24 protein-coding genes are annotated in these 22,702 nt (G+C 52.4%); 17 read left to right on the top strand and 7 right to left on the bottom strand.

Translation table 11 applies throughout. The annotated features are described in order from the left end of the window. Positions 1–175: 175 nt before the first annotated feature. From UNDYM_RS25970 to UNDYM_RS26020, 11 genes are all read left to right on the top strand, one after another. Positions 176–676, top strand: a complete 501-nt coding sequence (locus UNDYM_RS25970) for a Fur family transcriptional regulator (RefSeq protein WP_232063597.1) — start codon at positions 176–178, stop codon at positions 674–676. Positions 677–729: 53 nt separating this feature from the next. Beyond that, positions 730–1,818, top strand: a complete 1,089-nt coding sequence (locus UNDYM_RS25975; RefSeq protein ID WP_162043729.1) for a GTP-binding protein — start codon at positions 730–732, stop codon at positions 1,816–1,818. Between the two features lie 205 nt (positions 1,819–2,023). Continuing rightward, the gene (gene dksA, locus UNDYM_RS25980) at positions 2,024–2,428 is read left to right on the top strand and encodes an RNA polymerase-binding protein DksA (protein WP_110256573.1); all 405 of its coding nucleotides are present in this window, start codon (positions 2,024–2,026) and stop codon (positions 2,426–2,428) included. Positions 2,429–2,701: 273 nt separating this feature from the next. Further along, entirely contained in the window at positions 2,702–3,076 is a 375-nt protein-coding gene (locus UNDYM_RS25985; RefSeq protein WP_162043730.1) for a hypothetical protein, read from the top strand. A 110-nt stretch (positions 3,077–3,186) separates the two neighbouring features. Then, complete coding sequence (locus tag UNDYM_RS25990; RefSeq protein ID WP_162043731.1) at positions 3,187–5,226, top strand: TonB-dependent receptor; 2,040 nt, start codon at positions 3,187–3,189, stop codon at positions 5,224–5,226. A gap of 296 nt (positions 5,227–5,522) precedes the next feature. Further along, on the top strand, positions 5,523–6,914 hold the full coding sequence (locus UNDYM_RS25995; RefSeq protein ID WP_162043732.1) for a hypothetical protein: 1,392 nt from the start codon (positions 5,523–5,525) through the stop codon (positions 6,912–6,914). 177 nt (positions 6,915–7,091) lie between these two features. After that, the gene (gene hslV / locus UNDYM_RS26000; RefSeq protein ID WP_162043733.1) at positions 7,092–7,628 is read left to right on the top strand and encodes an ATP-dependent protease subunit HslV; all 537 of its coding nucleotides are present in this window, start codon (positions 7,092–7,094) and stop codon (positions 7,626–7,628) included. Between the two features lie 13 nt (positions 7,629–7,641). Beyond that, positions 7,642–8,979 (top strand): ATP-dependent protease ATPase subunit HslU, encoded by a 1,338-nt coding sequence (gene hslU / locus UNDYM_RS26005; RefSeq protein WP_162043734.1) that lies wholly within the window; start codon positions 7,642–7,644, stop codon positions 8,977–8,979. Positions 8,980–9,011: 32 nt separating this feature from the next. Continuing rightward, positions 9,012–9,203 (top strand): hypothetical protein, encoded by a 192-nt coding sequence (locus tag UNDYM_RS26010; protein ID WP_162039170.1) that lies wholly within the window; start codon positions 9,012–9,014, stop codon positions 9,201–9,203. Between the two features lie 19 nt (positions 9,204–9,222). Then, positions 9,223–9,732: a GAF domain-containing protein gene (locus tag UNDYM_RS26015; protein WP_162043735.1), complete on the top strand. Its 510-nt coding sequence runs from the start codon at positions 9,223–9,225 to the stop codon at positions 9,730–9,732. Positions 9,733–9,953: 221 nt separating this feature from the next. Then, complete coding sequence (locus UNDYM_RS26020; protein WP_162043736.1) at positions 9,954–10,133, top strand: hypothetical protein; 180 nt, start codon at positions 9,954–9,956, stop codon at positions 10,131–10,133. A gap of 18 nt (positions 10,134–10,151) precedes the next feature. Here UNDYM_RS26020 and UNDYM_RS26025 read toward each other — a convergent pair whose 3' ends face one another. From UNDYM_RS26025 to UNDYM_RS26045, 5 genes are all read right to left on the bottom strand, one after another. Then, positions 10,152–11,156 (bottom strand): NAD(P)H-dependent glycerol-3-phosphate dehydrogenase, encoded by a 1,005-nt coding sequence (locus tag UNDYM_RS26025; protein ID WP_162043737.1) that lies wholly within the window; start codon positions 11,154–11,156, stop codon positions 10,152–10,154. A 117-nt stretch (positions 11,157–11,273) separates the two neighbouring features. Then, on the bottom strand, positions 11,274–11,723 hold the full coding sequence (locus UNDYM_RS26030) for an SH3 domain-containing protein (RefSeq protein ID WP_162043738.1): 450 nt from the start codon (positions 11,721–11,723) through the stop codon (positions 11,274–11,276). Between the two features lie 61 nt (positions 11,724–11,784). Then, entirely contained in the window at positions 11,785–12,261 is a 477-nt protein-coding gene (secB, locus tag UNDYM_RS26035; protein WP_162043739.1) for a protein-export chaperone SecB, read from the bottom strand. Positions 12,262–12,424: 163 nt separating this feature from the next. Next, the gene (grxC, locus tag UNDYM_RS26040; protein WP_162043740.1) at positions 12,425–12,691 is read right to left on the bottom strand and encodes a glutaredoxin 3; all 267 of its coding nucleotides are present in this window, start codon (positions 12,689–12,691) and stop codon (positions 12,425–12,427) included. A 14-nt stretch (positions 12,692–12,705) separates the two neighbouring features. Beyond that, the gene (locus UNDYM_RS26045; protein ID WP_162043741.1) at positions 12,706–13,113 is read right to left on the bottom strand and encodes a rhodanese-like domain-containing protein; all 408 of its coding nucleotides are present in this window, start codon (positions 13,111–13,113) and stop codon (positions 12,706–12,708) included. Positions 13,114–13,210: 97 nt separating this feature from the next. On the opposite strand from UNDYM_RS26045, the gene gpmA reads away from it, so the two are divergent. From gpmA to UNDYM_RS26075, 6 genes are all read left to right on the top strand, one after another. Beyond that, positions 13,211–13,957 (top strand): 2,3-diphosphoglycerate-dependent phosphoglycerate mutase, encoded by a 747-nt coding sequence (gpmA, locus tag UNDYM_RS26050; RefSeq protein WP_162043742.1) that lies wholly within the window; start codon positions 13,211–13,213, stop codon positions 13,955–13,957. A gap of 10 nt (positions 13,958–13,967) precedes the next feature. Continuing rightward, positions 13,968–15,311 (top strand): murein hydrolase activator EnvC, encoded by a 1,344-nt coding sequence (locus UNDYM_RS26055; RefSeq protein ID WP_162043743.1) that lies wholly within the window; start codon positions 13,968–13,970, stop codon positions 15,309–15,311. A 14-nt stretch (positions 15,312–15,325) separates the two neighbouring features. After that, entirely contained in the window at positions 15,326–16,846 is a 1,521-nt protein-coding gene (locus tag UNDYM_RS26060; RefSeq protein WP_162043744.1) for a S41 family peptidase, read from the top strand. Between the two features lie 60 nt (positions 16,847–16,906). Then, a complete protein-coding gene (locus tag UNDYM_RS26065; protein ID WP_162043745.1) occupies positions 16,907–17,665 on the top strand; it encodes a HesA/MoeB/ThiF family protein in 759 nt (252 codons plus the stop codon). Between the two features lie 69 nt (positions 17,666–17,734). Then, positions 17,735–18,379 carry a glutathione S-transferase family protein gene (locus UNDYM_RS26070; protein ID WP_162043746.1) on the top strand — a complete coding sequence of 215 codons (645 nt, stop codon included), beginning with the start codon at positions 17,735–17,737 and terminating at the stop codon, positions 18,377–18,379. A 9-nt stretch (positions 18,380–18,388) separates the two neighbouring features. Next, positions 18,389–19,183 (top strand): spermidine synthase, encoded by a 795-nt coding sequence (locus UNDYM_RS26075; protein ID WP_232063598.1) that lies wholly within the window; start codon positions 18,389–18,391, stop codon positions 19,181–19,183. Here the strand turns inward: UNDYM_RS26075 and UNDYM_RS26080 are convergent. Further along, complete coding sequence (locus tag UNDYM_RS26080) at positions 19,180–20,385, bottom strand: VWA domain-containing protein (protein ID WP_162043747.1); 1,206 nt, start codon at positions 20,383–20,385, stop codon at positions 19,180–19,182. The two genes, UNDYM_RS26075 and UNDYM_RS26080, sit on opposite strands and share 4 nt — an antisense overlap. Continuing rightward, positions 20,382–22,691, bottom strand: coding sequence for a DUF5682 family protein (locus UNDYM_RS26085; protein WP_162043748.1), 2,310 nt, complete (start codon positions 22,689–22,691; stop codon positions 20,382–20,384). The genes UNDYM_RS26080 and UNDYM_RS26085 overlap by 4 nt, the downstream gene beginning before the upstream one ends. Between the last annotated feature and the right edge of the window lie 11 nt (positions 22,692–22,702).

Consider the following 22,702-nt stretch of genomic DNA (forward strand, 5'->3'; position numbering starts at 1 on the left):
TCTTCCGGCATCGCTGGCCAACACTTTTGCAACTGAATTGCATTTTTGAGGCATAATAAGCATATATAGAAGGCAGACGAGAGACGGTGTGTGGACTTTACTTAGACAGTAATTAGACCGTACTTAAACCGTAAGCAGCACGTTCTTGTCCCTGCCAGCAAACGATGGAATGACTATGAAATCACCCTCTACCAGAGCCAAACCGGCAACAACTGCCCATCATCATGGCGCAGCCTCGACACTGTTGTCGGGGGCTGGCGTGCGCGTAACCGATGCGCGCCTGAATGTCTTGTCTGAACTCTTGTCCAGCCACCGCGCACTGTCGCATCTGGAAGTGCAGGATGCCTTGCCCGACATGGACAGGGTCACCCTGTACCGCGCACTGGATTGCCTGACCGATGCCGGGCTGGCACATAAAATTTCTGGCGATGACAGGGTATTCCGCTACAGCACGGGTAGTGAGACTGCGGGCAACAAGGACCATCCAGCCCAGCATCAGCACGGACATTTCAAATGCACCCGTTGTGCCAGAGTATTTTGTCTGGATGATGCCAAACAGCCGCCAGGCTTGCGCGAGCAATTGCAGGCAACCTTGCAGACGACCCTGGGGCGCGGCTTTCAAAGTCACGATATAGAGCTGACCATCAAAGGCTGGTGCGCCGACTGCGCCAAATAGGCGAGCTTACGTAAATCTGTAGATCAACTATATTGAAGTATTAGAGAAAAATCATGGCACTAATCCCTACCACTATCCTGACCGGCTTTCTGGGTGCAGGTAAAACCACGCTGCTGAACCGTATCCTGCAGGAAGATCACGGATACAAGATTGCCGTCATCGAGAATGAATTTGGCCAGGAAAACATAGACAATGAAATCCTGGTTCAGGACAGCAATGAGCAGATCGTGGAAATGAATAATGGTTGCGTCTGCTGCACGGTGCGCGGTGACCTGATCGTTGCGCTGAGCAAGCTGATACAGCAAAAGAATGAAGGCAAACTGAGTTTTGACCGCGTCATCATAGAAACCACAGGCCTGGCCAACCCTGGCCCGGTAGCACAGACTTTTTTTGTCGATGAAGAAGTCGGCACCTATTACATGCTTGATGCGGTGGTCACGGTGGTTGATGCCCGCCATGGCATGCAGCAACTCGATGAACATGAAGAAGCCCAGCGCCAGGTTGGCTTTGCCGACAAAATCCTGTTATCGAAAACTGATCTGGTTGATGGCGGAACAGTGGCTGCACTGCGCGCCCGTCTGACCCGCATGAACCCGCGTGCACCGATTACCGTTGTCGACTTTGGCAAGATCGCCATCAGCGAAGTGCTGGACCTGAAGGGCTTCAACCTGAATGCCAAGCTGGATCTCGACCCCGACTTCCTGCGTGCTGAAGAAGCAGAACATGAGCACGATCATGAAGCTTGCGATGCAGATTGCACGCATGAACACCATCATCATAAAGAACATACTGAGCACGGTGACCATGCCCCGCAGGTACATAACCACCATCACGCCCATCATTCTGACGATATCGCCGCCTTTGTGTTCAAGAGCACGCGCCCTTTCAATACGGGGCAGCTTGATGAATTCCTCGGTGGTCTGGTGCAAGTCTTTGGCCCACGCATGTTGCGCTATAAAGGTGTATTACTGATGGAAGGCGCAGACCGCAAGGTCATTTTCCAGGGGGTGCATCAAATCATGGGGACCGATGTGGGTGCCAAGTGGGGAGAAAACGAATTACGTGAAAGCAAGATGGTATTTATTGGCAAAAATCTACCTAAAGACATATTTATTCAAGGTTTGGAGCATTGTTTGGTATAAACTAGCGGGCTATTGAAGTCAGACCTTGTCTGTCGTGCAAGTGGCATTCATGCAAATGTCATTTACTTTATCAATAAGGGGAGGATAATTGTCTGGGGCAAACTTGTTTCAGATTTGTTCTATGTATTAACCCGTCGTATCGAAAGTTAGCGAAGTGGCAACTAAATCATCTAAATCGACTGCTACAGTCAGCGCACCCGAAGCTCTGCTCACCGAGGAAGAAATCCTCAAGATGGGCGAGAAGGACTATATGAACGCTGCACAACTGGCATTTTTCAAGGCCCGTTTGCAGCAGCTTGAGAAGGATTTATTGAAGAACGCCGACGAAACCACCGAGCATCTTCGTGAAACCGTATTAGTACCAGACCCGGCAGACCGTGCCACGATAGAGGAAGAACATGCGCTGGAATTGCGCACCCGCGATCGTGAACGCAAGCTGCTGAAAAAAGTACAGCAATCCATCAATAGTATTGATGAAGGCGATTACGGCTGGTGCGAAGAAACCGGTGAACCAATTGGCGTACCACGCCTGCTGGCGCGTCCAACAGCGACCCTGTCTCTGGAAGCACAGCAAAGACGTGAAATGAAACAAAAGCTGTACGGTGACTGAGCTTTAGCATCAATCTCCAGCGCTTCTGATTCGCAAAAGCGTGCGGTGGCAACTGCGCGCTTTTTTATTGGAATTGAATGCAACCATGTTGCATGCGATTGAACTTTTATCAGATAATTGTTTCCAAGCCATGCAAGACCGTGCCATCCGGCTGTCATAATGCGGGTGTATTGTCGGTTTTTTGCTACAGATATTGATTAATTTTTGACCTGAATTTGACCCGGTATTTACTGGAAATGTAATCCCAAGATGTTACGCCCCACCCAGAACAGTATGAAAAACAGCAAACGATGGTTGCTGTGTGTTCTGCTGCCTGCGCTGTTATTTACGCAATGGCTGGGGCTGGCACATCGTATCTCGCATGCGGGCGGTGCCAGCAGCCAGGTAGTTACTGGTGTCTTGCCACAAACTGCACAACTGGGGACCTTCCTTTTCCAGTCCGGCAGCCAGGATGAGAATGGCAACACCCTGCACTCCTGCGCCTTGTACGATGCCGTCAGTGCCGCTGAATTCCTGCAACATATACCAGATGCCATAGAGCTGCTGGCTGGTAAGGCTGTCCTTGGCCCCAGCCCTGCGATGCTGAGCTGGCATGCCCTGCTCCAAGTCTCTTTTTCTTCGCGCGCCCCGCCTTCCCTGTTTGCCTGACCAGCGCCAGAACGGACTGAACTGTGCATCTGGCTATCCGGTTTTCCAGATGCTTTTGGCGTCTGGAATATCGCTGCTCTTTGTTTTTTATATCGCAAACAGGAAATAACATGGTTTTTCAACGCACTCTGATCACCAGCGCAGTGCTGGCACTTTTGACGCCTGTACTGACACCCGCCTCTCAGGCATATGCCCAGACAAGCCCCACCAGCGACTCCGCATCTGGCACCATCAATACAGTTACCGTCACTTCCAACCCGATCAGCTCTGACGAGAATATGCAAGTGCTCACTCCAGCCAAGATATTGTCAGGCCCAGAGCTCAGGGCCAAGGTTGGCACTTCACTCGGAGACACCCTGGGGGCTGAACTCGGCGTATCTGCATCCGGGTTTGGTGCCGGTGCCTCCCGCCCCATCATCCGTGGCCTGGAAGGCCCACGTGTCAAGATCCTGCAAAATGGCATGGGTGTGGCTGACGTATCGAGCTTGTCGAATGATCATGCGGTCGCCAGCGAAAGCGCGACTGCCCAGCAGATAGAAGTCTTGCGCGGCCCTGCTGCCTTGCTGTACGGCAGTGGTGCGATTGGTGGCCTGGTGAATGTCATCGACAACCGCATACCAACTATCCTGAACAGGAAAATGACAGGTGAAGGCGAAGTTCGCTTCGGCAGTGTCAATTCGGAAAAGAGCCTGTCATTCTCGCTGGATGGTTCCAGCGGCGTGATCGGCCTGCATGCAGACGGTGCCAGCCGTGAAACGGGCAACTATAAAATACCGGGCAATATCTCTTTGAGCGACCCGGGCTCAGGCAGTGGCCGAGTGCCATCCAGCTTCACCCGTGAATCTTCACTGGCTTTGGGTGCGTCTGTCATACAGTCCTGGGGTTATGTCGGTGCCGCAGTCCAAACCCTGAATGACCATTACGGCATACCAACGGCAGAACGCTCCTTCATCGACTTGAAGCAAAACCGCCTCGACATTGATGGTTTGCTCAATTCGCCATTGAGCGGTTTCGATACGCTCAAATACAAATTTAGTGCCACCGACTATAAGCACACAGAAAAAGCCGAGGACGGCACACCCGTCACCGACTTCAAGAACCAGATGCTGGAAAGCCGCATTTTGCTGTCCCACCCATCCTGGGCGGGCTGGCAGGGTAGCTGGGGCCTGCAGACTGAGCAGGTGAAATTCTCTGCCTTGTCTGCCACGACTGGCCGCGCCGATACGGTGCCAAGTACCAAGTCCAATTCAGTTGCCCTGTTCTTTGTCGAGCAAAAGCAGATTGCCGATGTCATGGCCAGCACAGGTATGCGCTTTGAAAATGTGAAGCGCACACCGGATGCAAGTACAGGCCTGAAGGCGCGTGAATTCAATTTATTCTCGGCTTCTGTTGGTGGCTTGTGGCAATTCGACAAATCTTATGGTGCGGGCCTGAGCCTGTCATGGGCGCAACGTGCCCCGGCGACAGAAGAATTGTATTCCGCCGGGCCACATGAATCGACTGCCACTTTTGATATCGGCAACGCCGACATGAAAAAAGAGGCCTCGCGCAATCTGGAGTTCAGCATACAAAAAACCCATGGCGTGCTGCGCTGGAAGATCAATGCCTTCCTGAACAAGGTCAATAATTACATCTATGGCCATACCAATGGCATCAAGGTGGATGAAGCAGGCATCCCTGATGCTGACGCAGAATTTACCTTGCGCAACTGGTCGCAGGCATCTGCCACCATACGTGGCGGTGAAGCCGAGATCAGTTACAACTTGCTGGGCGAAGGCTGGTCGGGCCGCGCTTTTGCCGATTATTCGCGTGGCAGCCTCGACAATATGGGCAACCTGCCATTACAACCAGCTACACGTGCCGGTTTTGATCTCGGTTACCGCACTGGTGCATGGCGTGCTGGCGTGGATGTCCTGCATGCCTTGCGTCAGGACAGGTTGGCCAGTTTTGAAGGTTTTGTTACACCGGCGTATACCAAGGTCGATGCCAGTCTGACTTATACCCATCCTTACCAGAATATGCAGCTGACCTGGTTTCTGATGGCGAAGAATTTGCTGAACCAGGATATCCGTCTTTCTACTTCAGTTTTGAAAGAAACCCTGCCTCAGCCCGGCAGAAATGTGCTGGCGGGACTGCGTGTCAGCTTTTAATGTTAAAAAATCAGCTAAGAATTGCAAGAAAAATGTAAGCAGATGTAATTGACGTTTAGGTTATTAATTCATAAGCTGTAGGTATGGGAGGCGGCATCCGCCCCCATTTCCTGCAAAAAAGCTGCTTTTTTGCAAGGTTTTCACCGATCTTGCGTAGCAATTAAAAGAACATTTGAAGAAAAACTGCCTGGAGTAGTTGAGCCCAGTCAACCATTGGAACGGAAATCAGAATATACTAAGCACTCGTCAAATTCGCTACCGGGTGGTCAGCGCTTCTATTCTTATTTGGGAACAAAGTGGGGATTTTTTCTCTTTTCGGTAAAAAAGGTGTCAAGCAAGAAGATCGCTCCACCGAGAAATCTTCTTCGAGAAAGACGCGCTCCAAGAATGGTAATACCGTCATTGGCGGTTTCCAGGACAGTGAGGTCTTTAGCAATTCGATTATTGCTCAGCGCCATATCGCCCGTGCTACCGAGAGAAAAATTGACGCCATAGAATTTGAAATGTCGCGTGACATCGTCAAGACCCGTCCGCCGACCATCACCAAAACCGATTTGGGTGCCCCCACCCAGCCGCTGGAAAGAAAAGCGCCGCCGGTAGAATTCCAGACCACGTTGCCGATGATGATGCCTACAGATTATCTGTTAGGGCAAAACTCGGAAATGTCGGCCTCTGCCCTCGCCTACAGCGAAACCGTGCCGGTACTCGAAGAAGCAGCCATCCTGTTTGCCAGTGGCCAGAATGAAGTCGCTGAACAGATGCTGGCGTCTGCCGTCCATAACCATGAACTCGGTGGTGCCACCGAAATCGGCTGGCAAATGCTGTTTGACCTGTACCGCATCACGAACGACCAGCACAAGTTTGAAAGCCTGTCGCTTGATTACGCCAACAAGTTTGAGACCTCGCCCCCTTTGTGGCCCGAGAACCAGGCTGGCAATGACAATGATGCCGAGTCACAGGGCGATACCACGGTAGCAAATGTCAGCTTCCCGGCCAAGCTCGATAGCAGCACCATCAAATCACTGGAAAAACTGCAGATAGCGGCAGGCAAGAGCAAAAGCCTGCGCCTGGACTTTTCCCGCGTCAAGGAAGTCGATCCCATAGGTTGCGGCCTGTTATTGCGCGCACTCAAGGGTTTGAAAAAATCCGGCCATGATTTGTTGCTGGTGGGTGCCAAAGACCTGGCAGATAAAATCCGCAGCATCTTGCTGGTAGGCCGCCGCGATGAGACCGAAGCGCCATGGCTGTTATTGCTGGAAATTTTGCAATTGCTGCATTTCGAGCAAGCCTTCGAAGAAGTCAGTATGGATTACTGTATTACTTTTGAAGTGTCGCCGCCTTCGTTTGAAGCACCAAAGAATAATATCACCAGTGCCCTGCCTGAAACCCCGGCACAGGAAGAAGCATCCGACCGCTACATGATGCCAAAAGTGGTTGAAGGCAAAACAGAATTCCTGATTTCCAATATTGCCATGCAGGCAGAACAGCACAACCCGCTGATCCTTGATTGCACCCGTCTGGAACGTGTGGAATTTGGTGCCTCTGCGCAATTATTGAATGGCCTGGCACCTATCGCCAGCAAAGCCGGCATGAATATACGCTTTGAAGGCGTCAATTACTTGGTCATGATGCTGTTCAATGCCATGGGCCTGAAAAACATCGCCAGCATTATCCCCCGCAAGCACTAAACTTTAGCAAGGTGGCCTTTTGTCATCATTCTGATGGTGATATGTACCCGCTTTGTTCACGCTTGCAATTCAGAAAAAACACCCCATTTTCTACAAATCAGGCAATCTGGCCTGCTTATACTGCCCGTTCATGACCCATGTTCGCGTGCAGGAATGGCACTATTTTTTGAGGTTCATATGGAACAATTTCACGGCACCACGATTTTGACGGTGCGACGCGGCAACCTGGTTGCCCTGGGCGGCGACGGTCAGGTAACGCTGGGCAATATCGTCATGAAGGGCACTGCCCGCAAGGTGCGCAAGCTGTACCACAACAAGGTGCTGGCTGGTTTTGCTGGCGGCACGGCAGACGCTTTCACCCTGATAGAACGTTTTGAATCCAAGCTGGAAAAACACCAGGGCCACCTGATGCGCGCATCGGTAGAACTGGCCAAGGACTGGCGTACCGACCGCATGCTGCGCCGCCTGGAAGCCATGTTGCTGGTAGCTGACAAGGATACGACACTGGTGATTACCGGTAATGGTGATGTGCTGGAACCTAACCAGGGCATAGGTGCGATAGGCTCGGGCGGCACCTTTGCCCAGTCCGCTGCGATTGCCCTGTTTGAGAATACCGACCTGTCGCCTGTTGATATCGTCAAAAAATCCCTGACTATTGCTGGCGAGTTGTGCATATATACCAACTTGTCGCACACCATAGAAACACTGGAATGAATTGGAATATGCAATGAACATGACCCCGCAAGAGATCGTCTCTGAACTTGACAAGCATGTGGTTGGCCAGTCCAAGGCCAAGCGCGCCGTTGCGATTGCCCTGCGTAACCGCTGGCGCCGTCAACAGGTGCAAGAGCCACTGCGCCATGAAATCACACCCAAGAATATCCTGATGATAGGCCCTACAGGCGTAGGTAAAACCGAGATTGCCCGTCGCCTGGCCAAACTGGCGGATGCACCCTTCATCAAGATAGAAGCGACCAAATTCACTGAAGTTGGTTATGTAGGCCGTGATGTCGATACCATCATCCGCGACCTCGTCGATATCGGCATCAAGCAAACCCGCGAGACAGCTACCCGCAAAGTACGTGCCCGTGCTGAAGATGCAGCAGAAGACCGCGTACTCGATATCCTTTTGCCACCAGCGCGCGACTTTGGTTTCCATCCTAGTGAAACCGAGGCGGCACCGGCTGACAATACAACGCGCCAGACTTTCCGCAAGCGCCTGCGTGAAGGTGCACTCGATGACAAGGAAATTGAAATCGAAGTGGCTGAAGGCGTGACCCATATGGAAATCATGGCACCGCCGGGCATGGAAGAAATGACCGAACAGATCAAGACCATGTTCTCCGGCATGGGCAATGGCCGCAAGAAGTCGCGCAAGCTCAAAATCAAGGAAGCGATGAAGCTGCTGATAGAAGAAGAAGCAGGCAAGCTCGTCAATGAAGAAGAACTGAAGCAGGATGCGATTCGCAATGTAGAGCAGAACGGCATCGTCTTTCTCGATGAAATCGACAAGATCGCTTCACGCTCAGAAACTGGCGGCGCAGAAGTCTCACGCGCTGGCGTGCAGCGTGACTTGCTGCCACTGGTAGAAGGTACGACCGTCAATACCAAGTATGGCATGGTCAAGACTGACCATATCCTGTTCATTGCGTCTGGTGCCTTCCATCTGGCCAAGCCGTCTGATCTGATACCTGAGTTGCAGGGCCGTTTCCCTATCCGCGTGGAACTGGAATCTTTGTCCATCGCTGATTTTGAACGTATCCTGACAGGCACCGATGCCTGCCTGACACGTCAATACCAAGCCTTGCTGGCAACCGAAGACGTGCAGATAGACTTCACGCCTGAAGGCGTTGAGCGCCTGGCTGGCATCGCTTATTCAGTCAATGAAACAACAGAAAATATCGGTGCCCGCCGTCTGTATACCGTCATGGAAAAGCTGCTGGAAGAAATTTCTTTCGATGCTCACCAGAATAGTGGCAAGACAGTCACCATCGATGCTGCCTACGTCAATGAACGTCTGGAGGCCTTGTCGGTGAATGAAGATCTGTCACGCTACGTGCTGTAATTTGAATTTACATTTGCAATCCGGGATTCAAGATGGCTAACAAGGCGCTGGCGACAAGACAACGCATGCAGTTTCGCGTTGAGCCGTCTCAAATCCCGGCCAAAGGCAGGGCTAATCAGGCAAGGAAAGTCTTGCCTGATTACCTGATTGCGAAAAGAAAACCCAAGCCCCTATCTTCACCTGCTACTGCCGCCAAAAAAACGGACAGTCAGGAAGAAAATTAAACACTCTTCAGGAACGCCCATGTTTGATACCCCTGCCGCCAGCGATAAACCCGATTACCCCATGCTGGCGCGCCAGTTGGCCAGCGTACTTGAGGGTGAACGCAATCTGATCACCAATGCAGCGCAGTTTTCTGCCTTCATCTACAGCAGCATCAGTGACTTGAACTGGGCAGGTTTTTACCTGTGCGCGCCAGCCAGCAAGCCGGATGCAGAATTCCCCAATGATTTACTGCTAGGCCCCTTCCAGGGCAAGGTTGCCTGCACCCGCATCCCTTTCAAACGTGGAGTATGCGGAACGGCGGCAGCAGAACGACGTACCGTGCTGGTAGAAGACGTGCATGCATTCCCCGGTCACATCGCCTGTGATTCAGCATCCAACTCTGAAATAGTCATCCCTTTGATCAAGGATGGTGAGATTTATGGCGTGTTTGATATCGACAGCCCGCGCCTGAAACGCTTCGATGCAGAAGACCAGTTGGGTCTGGAGAACCTGCTCGCCATCTTTACAGCAGCGACAGATTTAAGATAATAGCAATACCAGTGCCCTGAGGAATCAGCCAGAATGTGGCAAAGGGCAGACAAAGACCATGCTAGCCATGGTCTTTTTTGTTAAGCTATGTCAAAACTGCCTAATTCCTGTCTTTGCCCGGTCTTTGTCGCTCTACACTGAGTTTATTGAAACTGAGCAAAACTCAGAAGACCCAGGGAGATGGCATCATGGCAGGGTGCAGACGCCGGAAAATGCTACACATGCACAAGCAGCCTTTGCGCAGGCGTGATGTGATGACGCGCTTCATGGTCGATCTCGGCATCCATTATCTTGAAGTACTGGGGCTGGCCAAGGCCGTGCACTTTTTGCGCAGGCACCATGTGCCTGAAACTGTCATCACCCGCGTCCTGCATTCGCCCGCGTACCGGCGGCGCTATTAAGCTGTTCTAATACGTTCCCTAATGTGTTTCCTGTTTTGCATCTCTGGCCAGCAAGCGGCCGATCATCTCTTGCAATGAAATCCCGTCAAACAGTACGCCAGCTACGGCATCGGTAATTGGCATCTGTATGCCCAGACCTTGTGCCAGCGAACGTACTGCCTGTGCACAACGCACGCCTTCAGCGACGTGACCCAGTTCCTGTACGATGATATCCAGGGATTTACCCTGTGCCAGCGCCAGCCCTACCTTGCGGTTACGGGATAAATCACCGGTACAGGTCAAGATCAAATCACCTACGCCAGTCAGCCCCATCAGAGTTTCTGAACGGCCACCAAGGGCAACACCAAGGCGGCTGATTTCTGCCAAACCGCGGGTAATCAGGGCAGCCCGCGCATTCAGGCCCAAGCCCAGGCCATCGGCCACACCAGTCGCAATCGCCAGGATATTTTTGACTGCACCACCGACTTCCACGCCAACCACATCATCACTGGAATAGACCCGCATGGCATTCACATGAAGGGCTTGTACCACCAACTGACTGAGGTCTTTCGACTTGGAAGCGATCGTCAATGCACAGGGCAGGCCCTTGGCGACTTCTTGCGCAAATGAAGGGCCAGACAAGGCACCGAAAGCCACGCCCTGTCCCAGTACCTGTTCTGCCACCTGATGCGGCAAGAGTTGCGTGGATTCTTCAAAACCCTTGCATAGCCAGATAATGTTTTTTGGCTGGTAAGCCCGGCAAGCTTCCAGCGTAGGACGCAAGCCAGAGACTGAGGTGGCAATCACCAGCAAGCCATCAGCATCAGCGCCAGCGGCATGTGCCATGGCAGCGGCAAAGTCTGCGGTCACCTGCAAGTTATCAGGAAAAGGGAAGCCACTTAAATAATCACTATTTTGCCTGTCTGTCTGCATGGCAGACATTGCAGCCTGATTACGCCCCCACAGCAAAACATTGTTTTTTGCAGCAAAGGCAATTGCCATGGCCGTGCCCCAGGCACCTGCGCCCAATACGCTGATATTCATGCTTGTCCCTGACTCCTGCTTATTTTAATAACCGGGGCAGATGTAAAAAAAGGACAGCAGGCTGTCCTTTTTTGCAAACTGTCATCTGCCTATATATTCAGCCCGGGCACTATAGCACTATAGACCCCAGACTTCATTGATTTTGACAAAGCCTAACTGGCCGTCACGGTGTTTCACCTTGACCCAGCCACCAGCAGCAGGCTCGGCCATTTCCAGCAAGACATGCTTGTCGGCACTAAAGACCAGCGGGGCAGATTCGTCTGCTGCTGCCCTGATCTTGGCATTCGCGGCCCGCACTACCAGGCTGCGGCGGGTGATCAAATCCTTGGATTCAACCCAGCTCATTTCACCGCTGACATCTCTTACCTTGCTCCATGCGCCAGAAGTAAATACCACTTCCAGCGGCATGCCACGCGGGGCCACTGCCAGTTTCGCACCTTTGGCAGACGGGGCATCGTACAGGATGACTGGCGAAGCGCCAACGGAACGGAATTCCAAAGCCTGCGCCGCACTACTCGCAAGCAGTGTCAATAACAGCAAAGGCAAAGGCGTCAGCAGGCGTCGCATGGATATCTTTCATCAGGCCGACCTGGCTATAACCAGATCAGGCCCGTAATAATGAAGCAAATTACTGAATAGTCGTAGGCGCTTCAGTATTGGCATTTGCCTGTTCAGCAGCCAGAGTCAGACGTTGCGCGTAGAACGCTTCGAAATTGATTTCTGACAAATGGATAGGAGGGAAGCCAGCACGTGTGATCGCATCTGCTACGTTGGAACGCAGGTACGGATAAACGATATTAGGGCAGCCGATACCCAGCAGAGGATCGAGTTGATCTTCAGGGATATTGCGCGCTTCGAAAATACCAGCTTGCTTGCCTTCAACCAGGAAAGCGACTTTTTCGCCGACTTTTGCAGTAACAGTCACTGTGACTGTGGCTTCATAGATGCCATCAGCCAGTTTTTCAGAGCCTACGTCGACAGAAACTTCGATGCCTGGGGCTTCTTGTTCCAGGAAAATAGCTGGGGAATTTGGCTGTTCAAGCGACAAATCTTTCAGATAAACGCGTTGAATTTGGAATACGGGCTGCAGATTTTCGTCAGACATGTGAAACTTTCTAAAATTCTAAAAGATTAATAATGAACAGCGAGTCTGGCAGATAGGGCCGTTTCCAGCCATTTCAAGATCGCAGCGCTCTATTGTAGCAAGTAGTCTGCAAAAACAGCAATTTTGCTGCAAAACCCGTAGAAAATCCGGCAAAAACCTGCTTTTAATCAACCGGATTCAGCAAAGGATCAAGTTTACCCGCCCTGTCGAGTGCAGACAGGTCATCAAAGCCGCCCACATGGGTCTCATCTACATAGATTTGCGGCACGGTACGGCGACCGGTCTTCTTCATCATCGCTTCGCGCACACCGGGTTCCAGATCAACGCGGATTTTTTCTATTTCCTCGACACCCTTGGATTTCAACAGGCGTTCTGCCATCGTGCAATAGGGGCACACGGCGGTGGTATACATGACTACATGGGCTTTCATGATGCTCTCCTGCTTTACTTTACTGTTGGCAAGCCTTGCGACTTCCAGGAATCTATACCACCGTCAAGGCTGAACACCTGGGTAAAACCGGCTTTGCTGAGCAAACCAGCGGCACTGGACGAGCGCACACCTGAAGCACACACAGTAATAACCACATTGCTTTTTGATTTTTCTATCTCTTTCAGACGGTCATTCAGTTCTGGCAGTGGGATATGTTTGGCATTTGGCAAATGTCCGGCAGCAAATTCCTCGGCGCTGCGCACATCCAGCACCAGGGTCTTGCCCTGATTCATGTATTGTGTGGCTTGAAAATGCGACACCTTGGCACCACGTCTTTGTAAAGCAGGTATTAACAATGCACCGCCGCTGATCAGGGCAAGGGCTAACCACACATAATTGTAGTTGGTAAGAATGAAATTCACAGGATTCCAGTAGTAAAAATGGTTATCAGAAGCGCGTCATTATAAAATAGATGCCGCAATCGCATACTAAATCACTCATCCCTACTTCTCGCACACTATGTACAAAATCGTTTTAATGCGCCACGGCGAATCTACCTGGAATCTGGACAACCGTTTTACCGGCTGGACTGATGTCGATCTGACAGCAAAAGGCGTGGCCGAAGCCACCCAGGCTGGCAAGCTATTGAAAGAAGCCGGTTTTACTTTTGACCTGGCCTATACCTCGGTATTGAAACGTGCCATCCGTACCCTGTGGGGCACACTCGATGAAATGGACTTGATGTGGTTACCAGTGATCCATGACTGGCGTCTGAATGAACGTCATTACGGCGCGCTGCAAGGCTTGAACAAGGCAGAGACTGCAGCCAAATATGGCGACGAGCAAGTGCTGGTATGGCGCCGCAGCTACGATACGCCACCTCTGCCACTGGCAGAAGATGATGACCGCACGTCCTTCAATGACCCGCGCTATGCTGGCCTGGAGCGCAGCCAGATCCCGCTGACAGAATGCCTGAAAAACACGGTTGCCCGCGTCATGCCAGCCTGGGACGACAGCATTGCACCAGCCATACGCGCTGGCAAACGCATCCTGATCTCTGCCCATGGCAACAGCCTGCGCGCCCTGATCAAGATGCTAGACGGTATCAGCGACGACGATATCGTCAACCTGAATATCCCGAATGGCCAGCCACTGGTGTATGAGCTTGATGCCGACCTGAAACCAATTAAACATTATTATCTGGGTGACCAGGAAGCCATCGCCGCGGCCTTGCAAGCTGTGGCCAGCCAGGGCAAGTCCAAATAATAAGTATTGAATGCCATTTAACACCAAGTCTTCACCGCTTTTAATAGCAAGTTTGCTGTGCCTGGCTCTGGCAGGCACAGCATCGTCTGCCATGGCCGCCAGCAATGCCCGCGCCCAGCAGAAAAACAAGGCAGAAGCAGACCGGGCCGAGTTGCAAAACCGCCTGAAGTCCTTGAAAAACGATATAAATAAAACCGAGACTGCCAAGGACAATGCCAGCGATGCCCTGGCTGAATCAGAAAAATCCATCTCTGAAGCCAACCGTTCGCTGCGCGACCTGCAGGCAGAACAAGCCCAGACTGAGGCCAAAGTCAAACAACTGACAGAGCAGCAGCAGGCCCTAGCTGATAAAGTTGAAAAACAAAAAACACAACTCTCGAATTTTTTACGCCGCCAGTACATGCGCGGCGACAGTGACCGCATCAAATTGCTGCTGTCGGGCGACAACCCCAACCGCATCAACCGCGAACTGCAGTACATGAGTTACGTCTCGCAGACCCAGGCCAAACTGATAGATGGTTTGCGCATCAGCCTGCTGGCTGTGGAAAAAAATGCCGAAGAAGCGAAAGAAGCCAAGGCAGAACTTGATGAAATAGCAGACGAAGAAAAAAGTCACAAGCTGGCGCTGGAAAAAGAGAAAAAACGACATGCCACATTGGTAAGTCAGTTGGCAGAAAAATTATATGTACAAAAAAAACAGGCTGATAGTCTCGAAAAAGATGAACAAAGACTCTCCAATCTGGTCTCACAATTAAATAAACTGATTGAAGAGCAAGCCAAGGCAGATGCAGCCAAAGCGGCATTGGAAGAAAAACAACGGCAGGAAAGAATTGCAGCAGCACAGAAAGAAAGAGCAAGACAGGCGGCACAGGGCAAGAAACCAGCGAAAATCACCAATCCTAATGCGATTGATGATGACGAACCGCCCAGGCAGGCCAAGGTGGCGACCCCACCAGCAGGTGAATTTGACAAGCTGAAAGGGCAATTACGCTTGCCGGTGAAAGGTGAAATTCTTGCCCGGTTTGGCAGCAAACGCGCTGATGGTCCCAGCTGGAAAGGCATGTTCATCAAGGCGAATGAAGGTGCAGAAATCAAGACCATCGCCCCCGGCAAAGTTATTTTTGCTGACTGGTGGAAGGGGTATGGAAATATGGTGATTGTTGATCATGGCGGCAGTTACTGGAGCCTGTATGGCAATAATCAGGCAGTATTGAAGCATGTCGGCGATGTGGTAAAAACCGGGGATGTCATTGCCAGTGCCGGAAACAGCGGCGGTAATGAAGAATCAGGTTTATACTTTGAAGTACGTCATCAAGGACGTGTATTTGATCCTCTCAACTGGATCTCTAAATAGGCATTAGGTGAATCATGGGCAGCAAATTCAAGAATTTCGGTTTAATTGGACTCGGCATGATTGCGGGCGTGGCAGTTTCCATGCAGTTTTCTGCAGTGGCACAAAAAGGCACTGCTGAAACACTCCCTTTCGACGAGCTAAAAGACCTGACTAACGTATTCGGATTGATCAAATCTGCCTATGTCGAGCCAGTCGAAGACAAAAAACTGATCAAGGATGCCATCTCCGGCATGGTCGGTTCACTAGACCCGCATTCAGTCTATCTGGACAAGAAAGCCTACAAGGAACTGAATGAAAGCACACAGGGCAAATTTGTCGGCCTGGGCATAGAAGTCGGCATGGAAGACGGCTATGTGAAAATCATTTCCCCAATTGAGGATTCTCCTGCCTATCGCGCGAATCTGAAATCCGGCGACTTGATTACCAAGCTCGATTCTGAACCGGTCAAAGGCCTGACGCTGGATGAAGCCGTCAAGAAAATGCGCGGTGAACCGCATACCAAGATTACGCTGACGATTTACCGCAAGAGCGAAGAAAAACCCATCGTCGTCACGATTACCCGTGAACTGATCAAACAGCAAAGCGTCAAGGCAAAAATCGTCGAGCCTGGCTATGCATGGATCAGGGTTTCCCAGTTCCAGGTACCCACCACCGACGACATGTCCAAGAAAATCCAGGGCCTGTATGCACAAGACCCGAATTTGAAGGGACTGGTACTCGATTTGCGCAATGACCCGGGTGGTGTGCTCGACAGCGCCATCGGCGTGTCAGCCGCCTTCCTGCCCAAGGAAGTGCCGGTGGTCTCCACCAATGGCCAGATGGCAGATCAAAAAGTAACTTATTTTGCCCGCCGTCAGGACTACGACAGGGCAACACTGAGCGACCCTCTGAGCAAATTGCCGGAAGCCGTCAAAAAAGTACCTATGGTCGTGCTGATCAACACCGGCTCTGCATCTGCCTCAGAAATCGTGGCGGGTGCCTTGCAAGACTATAAACGTGCAACCATCCTGGGCACGCAAAGTTTTGGCAAGGGATCGGTACAGTCCATCATCCGCTTCCCGTTCAATAGCAGCAATCCAGACTTTGCCGTCAAATTGACCACGGCACGTTACTACACACCGAATGGCCGCTCTATCCAGGCCAAAGGCATAGTCCCAGACCTGAACGTCGAAGAAACAGCAGATGGCGATGGTTTCAATGGCTTGCGTGCGCGTGAAGCTGACTTGCAAAAACATCTGACGAATGACAAGGAAAAAGAAGTCGCCCGTCCTAAGGTCGATGAAGCCGAAGAAGAGCAACGCCTGATCGCGCTGGCGAAAAAGAGCAAGCCTCTGGAATACGGCGGTGCCGAAGACTTCCAGCTGGCCCAGGCCCTGAACCACCTGAAAGGTTTGCCAGTCAAGGTCACTGAAGCCAAGGTCATCGATAAAGAAGGCAAGGAAGGCAAAGACAGCAGCAAGGAAGCTGACAAGCCAGCCAAAACTGACAAAGCCGACCACAAGACCGAGCACAAAACAGATAGCAAGAAAAAATAAACCCTAAAATTAACCTTCATAAAAAGGCCGCTTACTCCAACAGCGGCCTTTTTTACGACGATGAACGATCAGCAACTCTTACGCTATTCCCGTCACATCTTGCTGGACCAGATAGGTATAGAGGGTCAGCAAAAAATCACGGAAGCACATGCACTCATCATCGGTGCCGGTGGCCTGGGTTCACCTGCTGCCCTTTACCTGGCCAGCGCCGGTGTGGGTACGATCACCCTGGTCGATAATGACAGTGTCGATCTGACCAATCTGCAAAGACAGATCATGCACACCACGGCAGCCGTGGGCATGGCCAAGGTCAGTTCAGGCAAGCACACGCTGGAAGCGATCAACCCTGAAATACGCATCATTGCCTTGCAGGAGCGGGCTGCCGATGCACGCCTGGAAGAACTGGTCAGCCAGGTCAGCATCGTGCTCGACTGCTGTGACAATTTCGCTACCCGCCATGCCGTGAATGCTGCCTGTGTCAAATTTGGAGTACCGCTGGTATCTGGTGCAGCGATCAGTTTTGATGGCCAGATCAGCGTGTTTGATAGCCGCGATGAAGAATCTCCTTGCTATGCCTGCCTGTTCCCACCCGACCAGCCTTTTGAAGAAGTGCTGTGTTCCAGCATGGGCGTGTTTTCACCGCTGGTGGGCATCATAGGCAGCATGCAGGCCGCAGAAGCCCTGAAAGTCATCATGGGCATAGGCCAGGCACTGTCAGGCCGCCTGCTGTTGCTGGATGCCTTGCGCATGGAATGGAATAGCATAGGCATCAGCAAAAATAGCCAATGCTCTGTTTGCGGACAAACTCATCCAGGCTAAATCTGTACTTTACAACTGCAGCTTAAAACTACACCTCACAACTACACTTCAAAATTCATCAAGGACTATATGTATACTCTTTACTATTGCCCTGGCACCGCCAGCATGGTCGTTCATCTGGCACTACTGGAAATTGGCGCTGCCCATGAATTGAAACTCGTCGATGTAGAAAAAAACCAGCAAAAAGATCCCGATTATCTGCGTCTGAATCCAAATGGTGTCGTGCCTACCCTGGTCATCGATAACCGCCCTTATCTGGAATCCGCCGCCTTGTTGATGCTGCTGGCAGAGCGCCACCCGGAAGCTGGCCTTGCACCCGCCGCTGGCACCGTTGAACGCGATCTGTGGCGGCAGTGGATCATCTTCATCAGCGGCAGCCTGCAATCGGCATTCCGTGCCTGGTTTTATCCGGCTGAACTGGGTTTTACCGAGCATAGTGAAGCCAGCAAAGCGGCCTTGCAAAAACGTATCGCAGCCATCTGGGACCAGCTTGACCTGCACCTGAGCAAGAATGGCCCCTATCTGCTCGGCGAGACTTTTTCCGGCGCAGATTTGCAATTGACCATGCTGATGCGCTGGTCACGCAATATGCCACGTCCGGCAACGCAATGGCCAGCCTTGAACAAACTCGCGCAACTGATCATCGCCCGCCCTAGCTGGCAAAAGATGGTGCGCATCGAAGGCCTGGAAACCTGGCCTAAAACCAGTAATTAATTCCTCCGCATGCAAAAGACTGCTCTTAATCTGTACAAGGCGACTCAGGCAGCGACCATGGACTTGCCCGAGGTCACCATCGCCGAGCACCTTGGTGTACGCACCCTGCATCTGTCTTCTGATGCGATACAGGGTGCCATGCGCATGGCCGTGCCTGACCAGATAGAGCTGGAATATGTGCAGCAAATGATGATGTGGATGCTGTTCAAATATAAACCGCAGCACGTTGTGCAACTGGGCCTGGGTGCAGCCGCGCTGACCAAGTTCTGTTACCGCAATTTTCCACAGGCCAGGGTCACTGCGATAGAACTGAACCCCAAGGTCATCGCCACCTGCCACCAGCATTTCAAACTACCGGTCAACGATGAACGCCTGCAAGTGCTGTGCATGAATGCGCTGGACTATGTCAACAACAGCGCCAACCACGGCCAGGCTGATGTCTTGCAAATTGATTTGTATGATGCCGCTGCCGAAGCCCCGGCACTCGGCAGCGCCGCGTTCTACCAGGCCTGTGCCAATTGCCTCAGCGATGATGGCATGCTGACCGTGAACCTGTTTGGCAATCCACAAAATTACCGCGCCAACTGCAATGCCAATATTGCTGCCTTGCAAGAGGCTTTTGATGCCGTGGTCTGGCTGCCACTGGTGCACGATGCCAACACGGTGGCCATCGCCTTCAAACAAGCCCCGTCAGTCGATTTTGAAGACTTGTATGAACGCGCAACGGCAATACGCCTGGCCTGTAAATTACCGGCTGCAAAATGGGTGAATGGTTTGAAGGCCTGGATGGCGGAACACACCTAAGCCGCTCGCGTAGTAACTATGCCCGCCTCTGCCGCCCATTGCTCCAGGTTCTGGCGTTTGATGGCGGCTGCCATCAGGTCAGGGAATAAATCCGGCGTGCAGGCAAAGCAATGCGCCCCCATGGCCGTCAGTGTGGCGGCGTTGTGGTGGTCATAGGATGGTGCGCCATTATCATCAAGTGCCAGCAGGCAAATCACGCTGACGCCATTGCGTATCATGCTGGCTGCCCTTTGCAGCATTTCCTTGTTATTGCCGCCTTCATACAAATCACTGATGAGGACGAAGATGGTTTCCCTTGGTCTTTGCACCAGCCCCTGACAATAAGCCAGTGCCCGGTTGATATCGGTACCGCCACCGAGTTGCGTGCCAAATAAAACCTCTACCGGGTCACTCAATAAATGGCTTAAATCCATGACCACGGTATCGAATACCACGACAGAAGTGCTGACTGATTTGATACTGGCCAGCACCGCACCAAACACACTGGCATACACGACCGAGGGTGCCATGGAACCGCTCTGGTCTATGCACAGGACGATATCGCGCAAGGACTGGCCCTTGCGGCCAAAACCTATGCGCGTCTCAGGGATGATGGTCTGGTAGTCATGCTGGTAATGCCTGAGATTGGCCTTGATGGTACGCATCCAGTCTATCTCGTTGTGGCGTGGCCTCAGGTTACGTACCGCACGCTGCAGACTGCCGGCCACGGCCTGGCGCAATGGCGTGCCCAGCTTTTTCTCCAGTTCCTGCACCACCTTGGCAACCACCTGGCGCGCAGTCGCCTTGGTTTTGTTGGGCATGACACGGTTCAGGCTCAGCAGGGTGGCGACCAGATGCACATCCGCCTCTACGGCCTGCAACATTTCTGGCTCCAGCAGCATTTGCTGCAAACCCAGGCGATCCAATGCATCCCGCTGCATGACTTGCACGACAGAAGAAGGGAAATAATCACGGATATCTCCCAGCCAGCGTGCGACGCTGGGCGCGGATGAACCCAGGCCAGCACGCTTGCCTGACTGTTGCTCATTCGGCTCATAAAGAGCGTTTAAAGCACGGTCTATGGCCAGGTCTTGCTGCGACAGGTCTGAGCCAGCTTGCTCAGCCTCGCTGCCCAGTACCAGTCGCCAGCGACGCAGGTTTTCTGCTGAACTTACTGTTGCATTTTCTATTAAATTTTCTGTTAACTTCGGCTCATTACTCATGCATTTGCTCCCGGCTGATCATCATGCAAAGTCTTGCCTAATATAGCCTGTAATACCGGTATCACCAGTCTTGCCCTGCTCTGGTCAAGCGCAGTGTCGGTATGTAGCGTCACTGCTGCTGCGCCCTTGCTGGCGACAGCGCGCTCACCGAGTTGATAGCGCTCGGGTCCGGCAAAACTGGAGAAGGTACGGCGCAGCAAGGGCAAGAGTTCAATAAAGGTTTCTGCACCAAGACTGGCCATCCAGGAATTGATCAACTGCCATAGCATGTCATTGTGTATCAGCAAGGCACCGCTGCCTTGCAAGAAGCCTTCTATCCAGTGCGCAGTCAGCAGAGGCGTCTGCGCATGGGAACAATGTACCGCCAGTTGCTGGCCAGCCTGCTCTTCGCTCCACTGCCCTTGCTCAGTCAGTATGCGGGCACAGCGTCCAGCGATCAGGCCATGTGAACTCTCCTGCCTTGCAGTCTGTACCAGCGAGGCAAACCAGTTGTTCAGGTAATCCTCATTCTGCAGCATGCGCACAGCCTGGTCGGCGGCGATGAGGTCCTTGACCATTTGTGCTGCAGGTTCATCAGCCAGGCCTCTGGCACCAACTGGCAGGGCAATACAGATGCGGCTCAGCAGCTTGCTGACTACCAGTTCCATTGCCGCTGTATCGGTATTACGTACATTGCCATAACGCATGGCATTCGCCAGCGCTGGCAATGCCGCCAGCATATAGCCAAGATCAGGAGTCAGGGCACTGACCTCCTCTAGCCTGCGCATGACGTCATGCAGGGCCATGCCGAGATTGGCGAGCAATACCCGTTCTACCAGTTTGGTCAGTTCCGGCAAAGTCTGTGCCCGTCTTGCCATGTCGATGACATAGGCACTGGCTGCAGTTTCCAGCGTGCTGCCCCAGATATTCGCTTCTATGAGCTTGATCGCAAAATCAGGTTGCCATTCCAGCCGCCATGCTTCATGAAAGGTGCCGGTTTTGCCGCGCAAGTGCTGGCGCTTGCCCCAGTCTATGCCCAGCAGGGAAAGACGGTAGAGCAGATTACTTTTTTCCAGATGCGCCGCTTCGCGCAAATCCAGTTCAAGATCAGTGCTGTCTGCACGCACTGCCATGCGGAATTTCTTTTGCAGCAAGGCGACGTTTTGCGGCAGCGGCAAGTTCGGTGCATCTGCAGGCACGGCACCGAGCCTGTCATTGAGTAGCAACTCCCTGCGTATCAGGCGCAGCGGTGCATCACTGTCATAACAAAACACGGCACGCGTGGCTTCCATGATTTCATCAAGGCCAGGACGATGACGGTCACGCAGTGCTGCCAGCGTATCTGCCAGGCGTGTGGCCTCAATAATATGGGCCGATGAGGCATCAAGATCATGCTTGCGCAGCAAATTCGCCACGTCACTCAACCAGAATAAAACCGCCTGCTCTGGCTGATGCCATAAATGATGATACCAGCCAGGTGCCTCGACACCTGCACCATAGCCACTGGCAAATGCCAGCCTGCCATAGCTCCAAGGTGTCCAGGTGGCAGCAACTTTTACCTTGTCCAGCCCCTTGAGGATGTCAGCATCGTGTTTCGCGGTCGGCATCCTGGCCAGTGCAGGCACATGATACGCGCCACAAACAACGGCAATTTTTTGATAACCGGCTTTTTCCGCCTGACGCAGCATTTGCCGCATATAGGCTTCACGACGTACTTCAAGTTGATCCTGAAGTTGATCAGATGCCTGCGTGATTTCTGTACGCACGACTGTCATCATCTCAGCAATTGCGGCAAACAAATCCAGGCTGTCTGTGCGCTGCTCTACCAGATGATCCCACCAGGTTTCTGTATCGGCAAAGCCAGCAGCCTGTGCCAGTACCAACAAAGGATCGGCGCGCACCAGGCGAGCCTGCAGATCCAGCTCCTGAACGGACGCTACTTCTGCATTCTCTTCTTCATTCTCATCTTCTTCGCCTTCATCTTCCTCTGAAGCCTCGCTTTTTTCTGCAGGCAGCAGACGGAATGCCTGCGGCAAGTCACAGAACTGCACAGGGATATTCCCGGCCACGGCAAATTGCAATGCCTGCCATTCTGGCGAAAATGCGGCAAAAGGGTAATACACGGCATTTTGTGGTGCATCCGGCACATACAGTAAGAGCGCAACTGGCGGCTGCATTTCTGCACCGGCAACAAAGGGAATCAGATCATTCGCCTCCGGCGGGCCTTCTATCAGGATGCAATCCGGCTGCAGGGCGTGCAAAGCCTCTTTCAGGCTGCGTGCGCAACCCGGGCCATGATGGCGGATACCAAACAGGTGTGTGCTCATCGTTAAGCACC

Origin of the sequence: Undibacterium sp. YM2, from assembly GCF_009937975.1 — a bacterium.
In the GTDB taxonomy this organism is placed as follows: domain Bacteria; phylum Pseudomonadota; class Gammaproteobacteria; order Burkholderiales; family Burkholderiaceae_D; genus Undibacterium.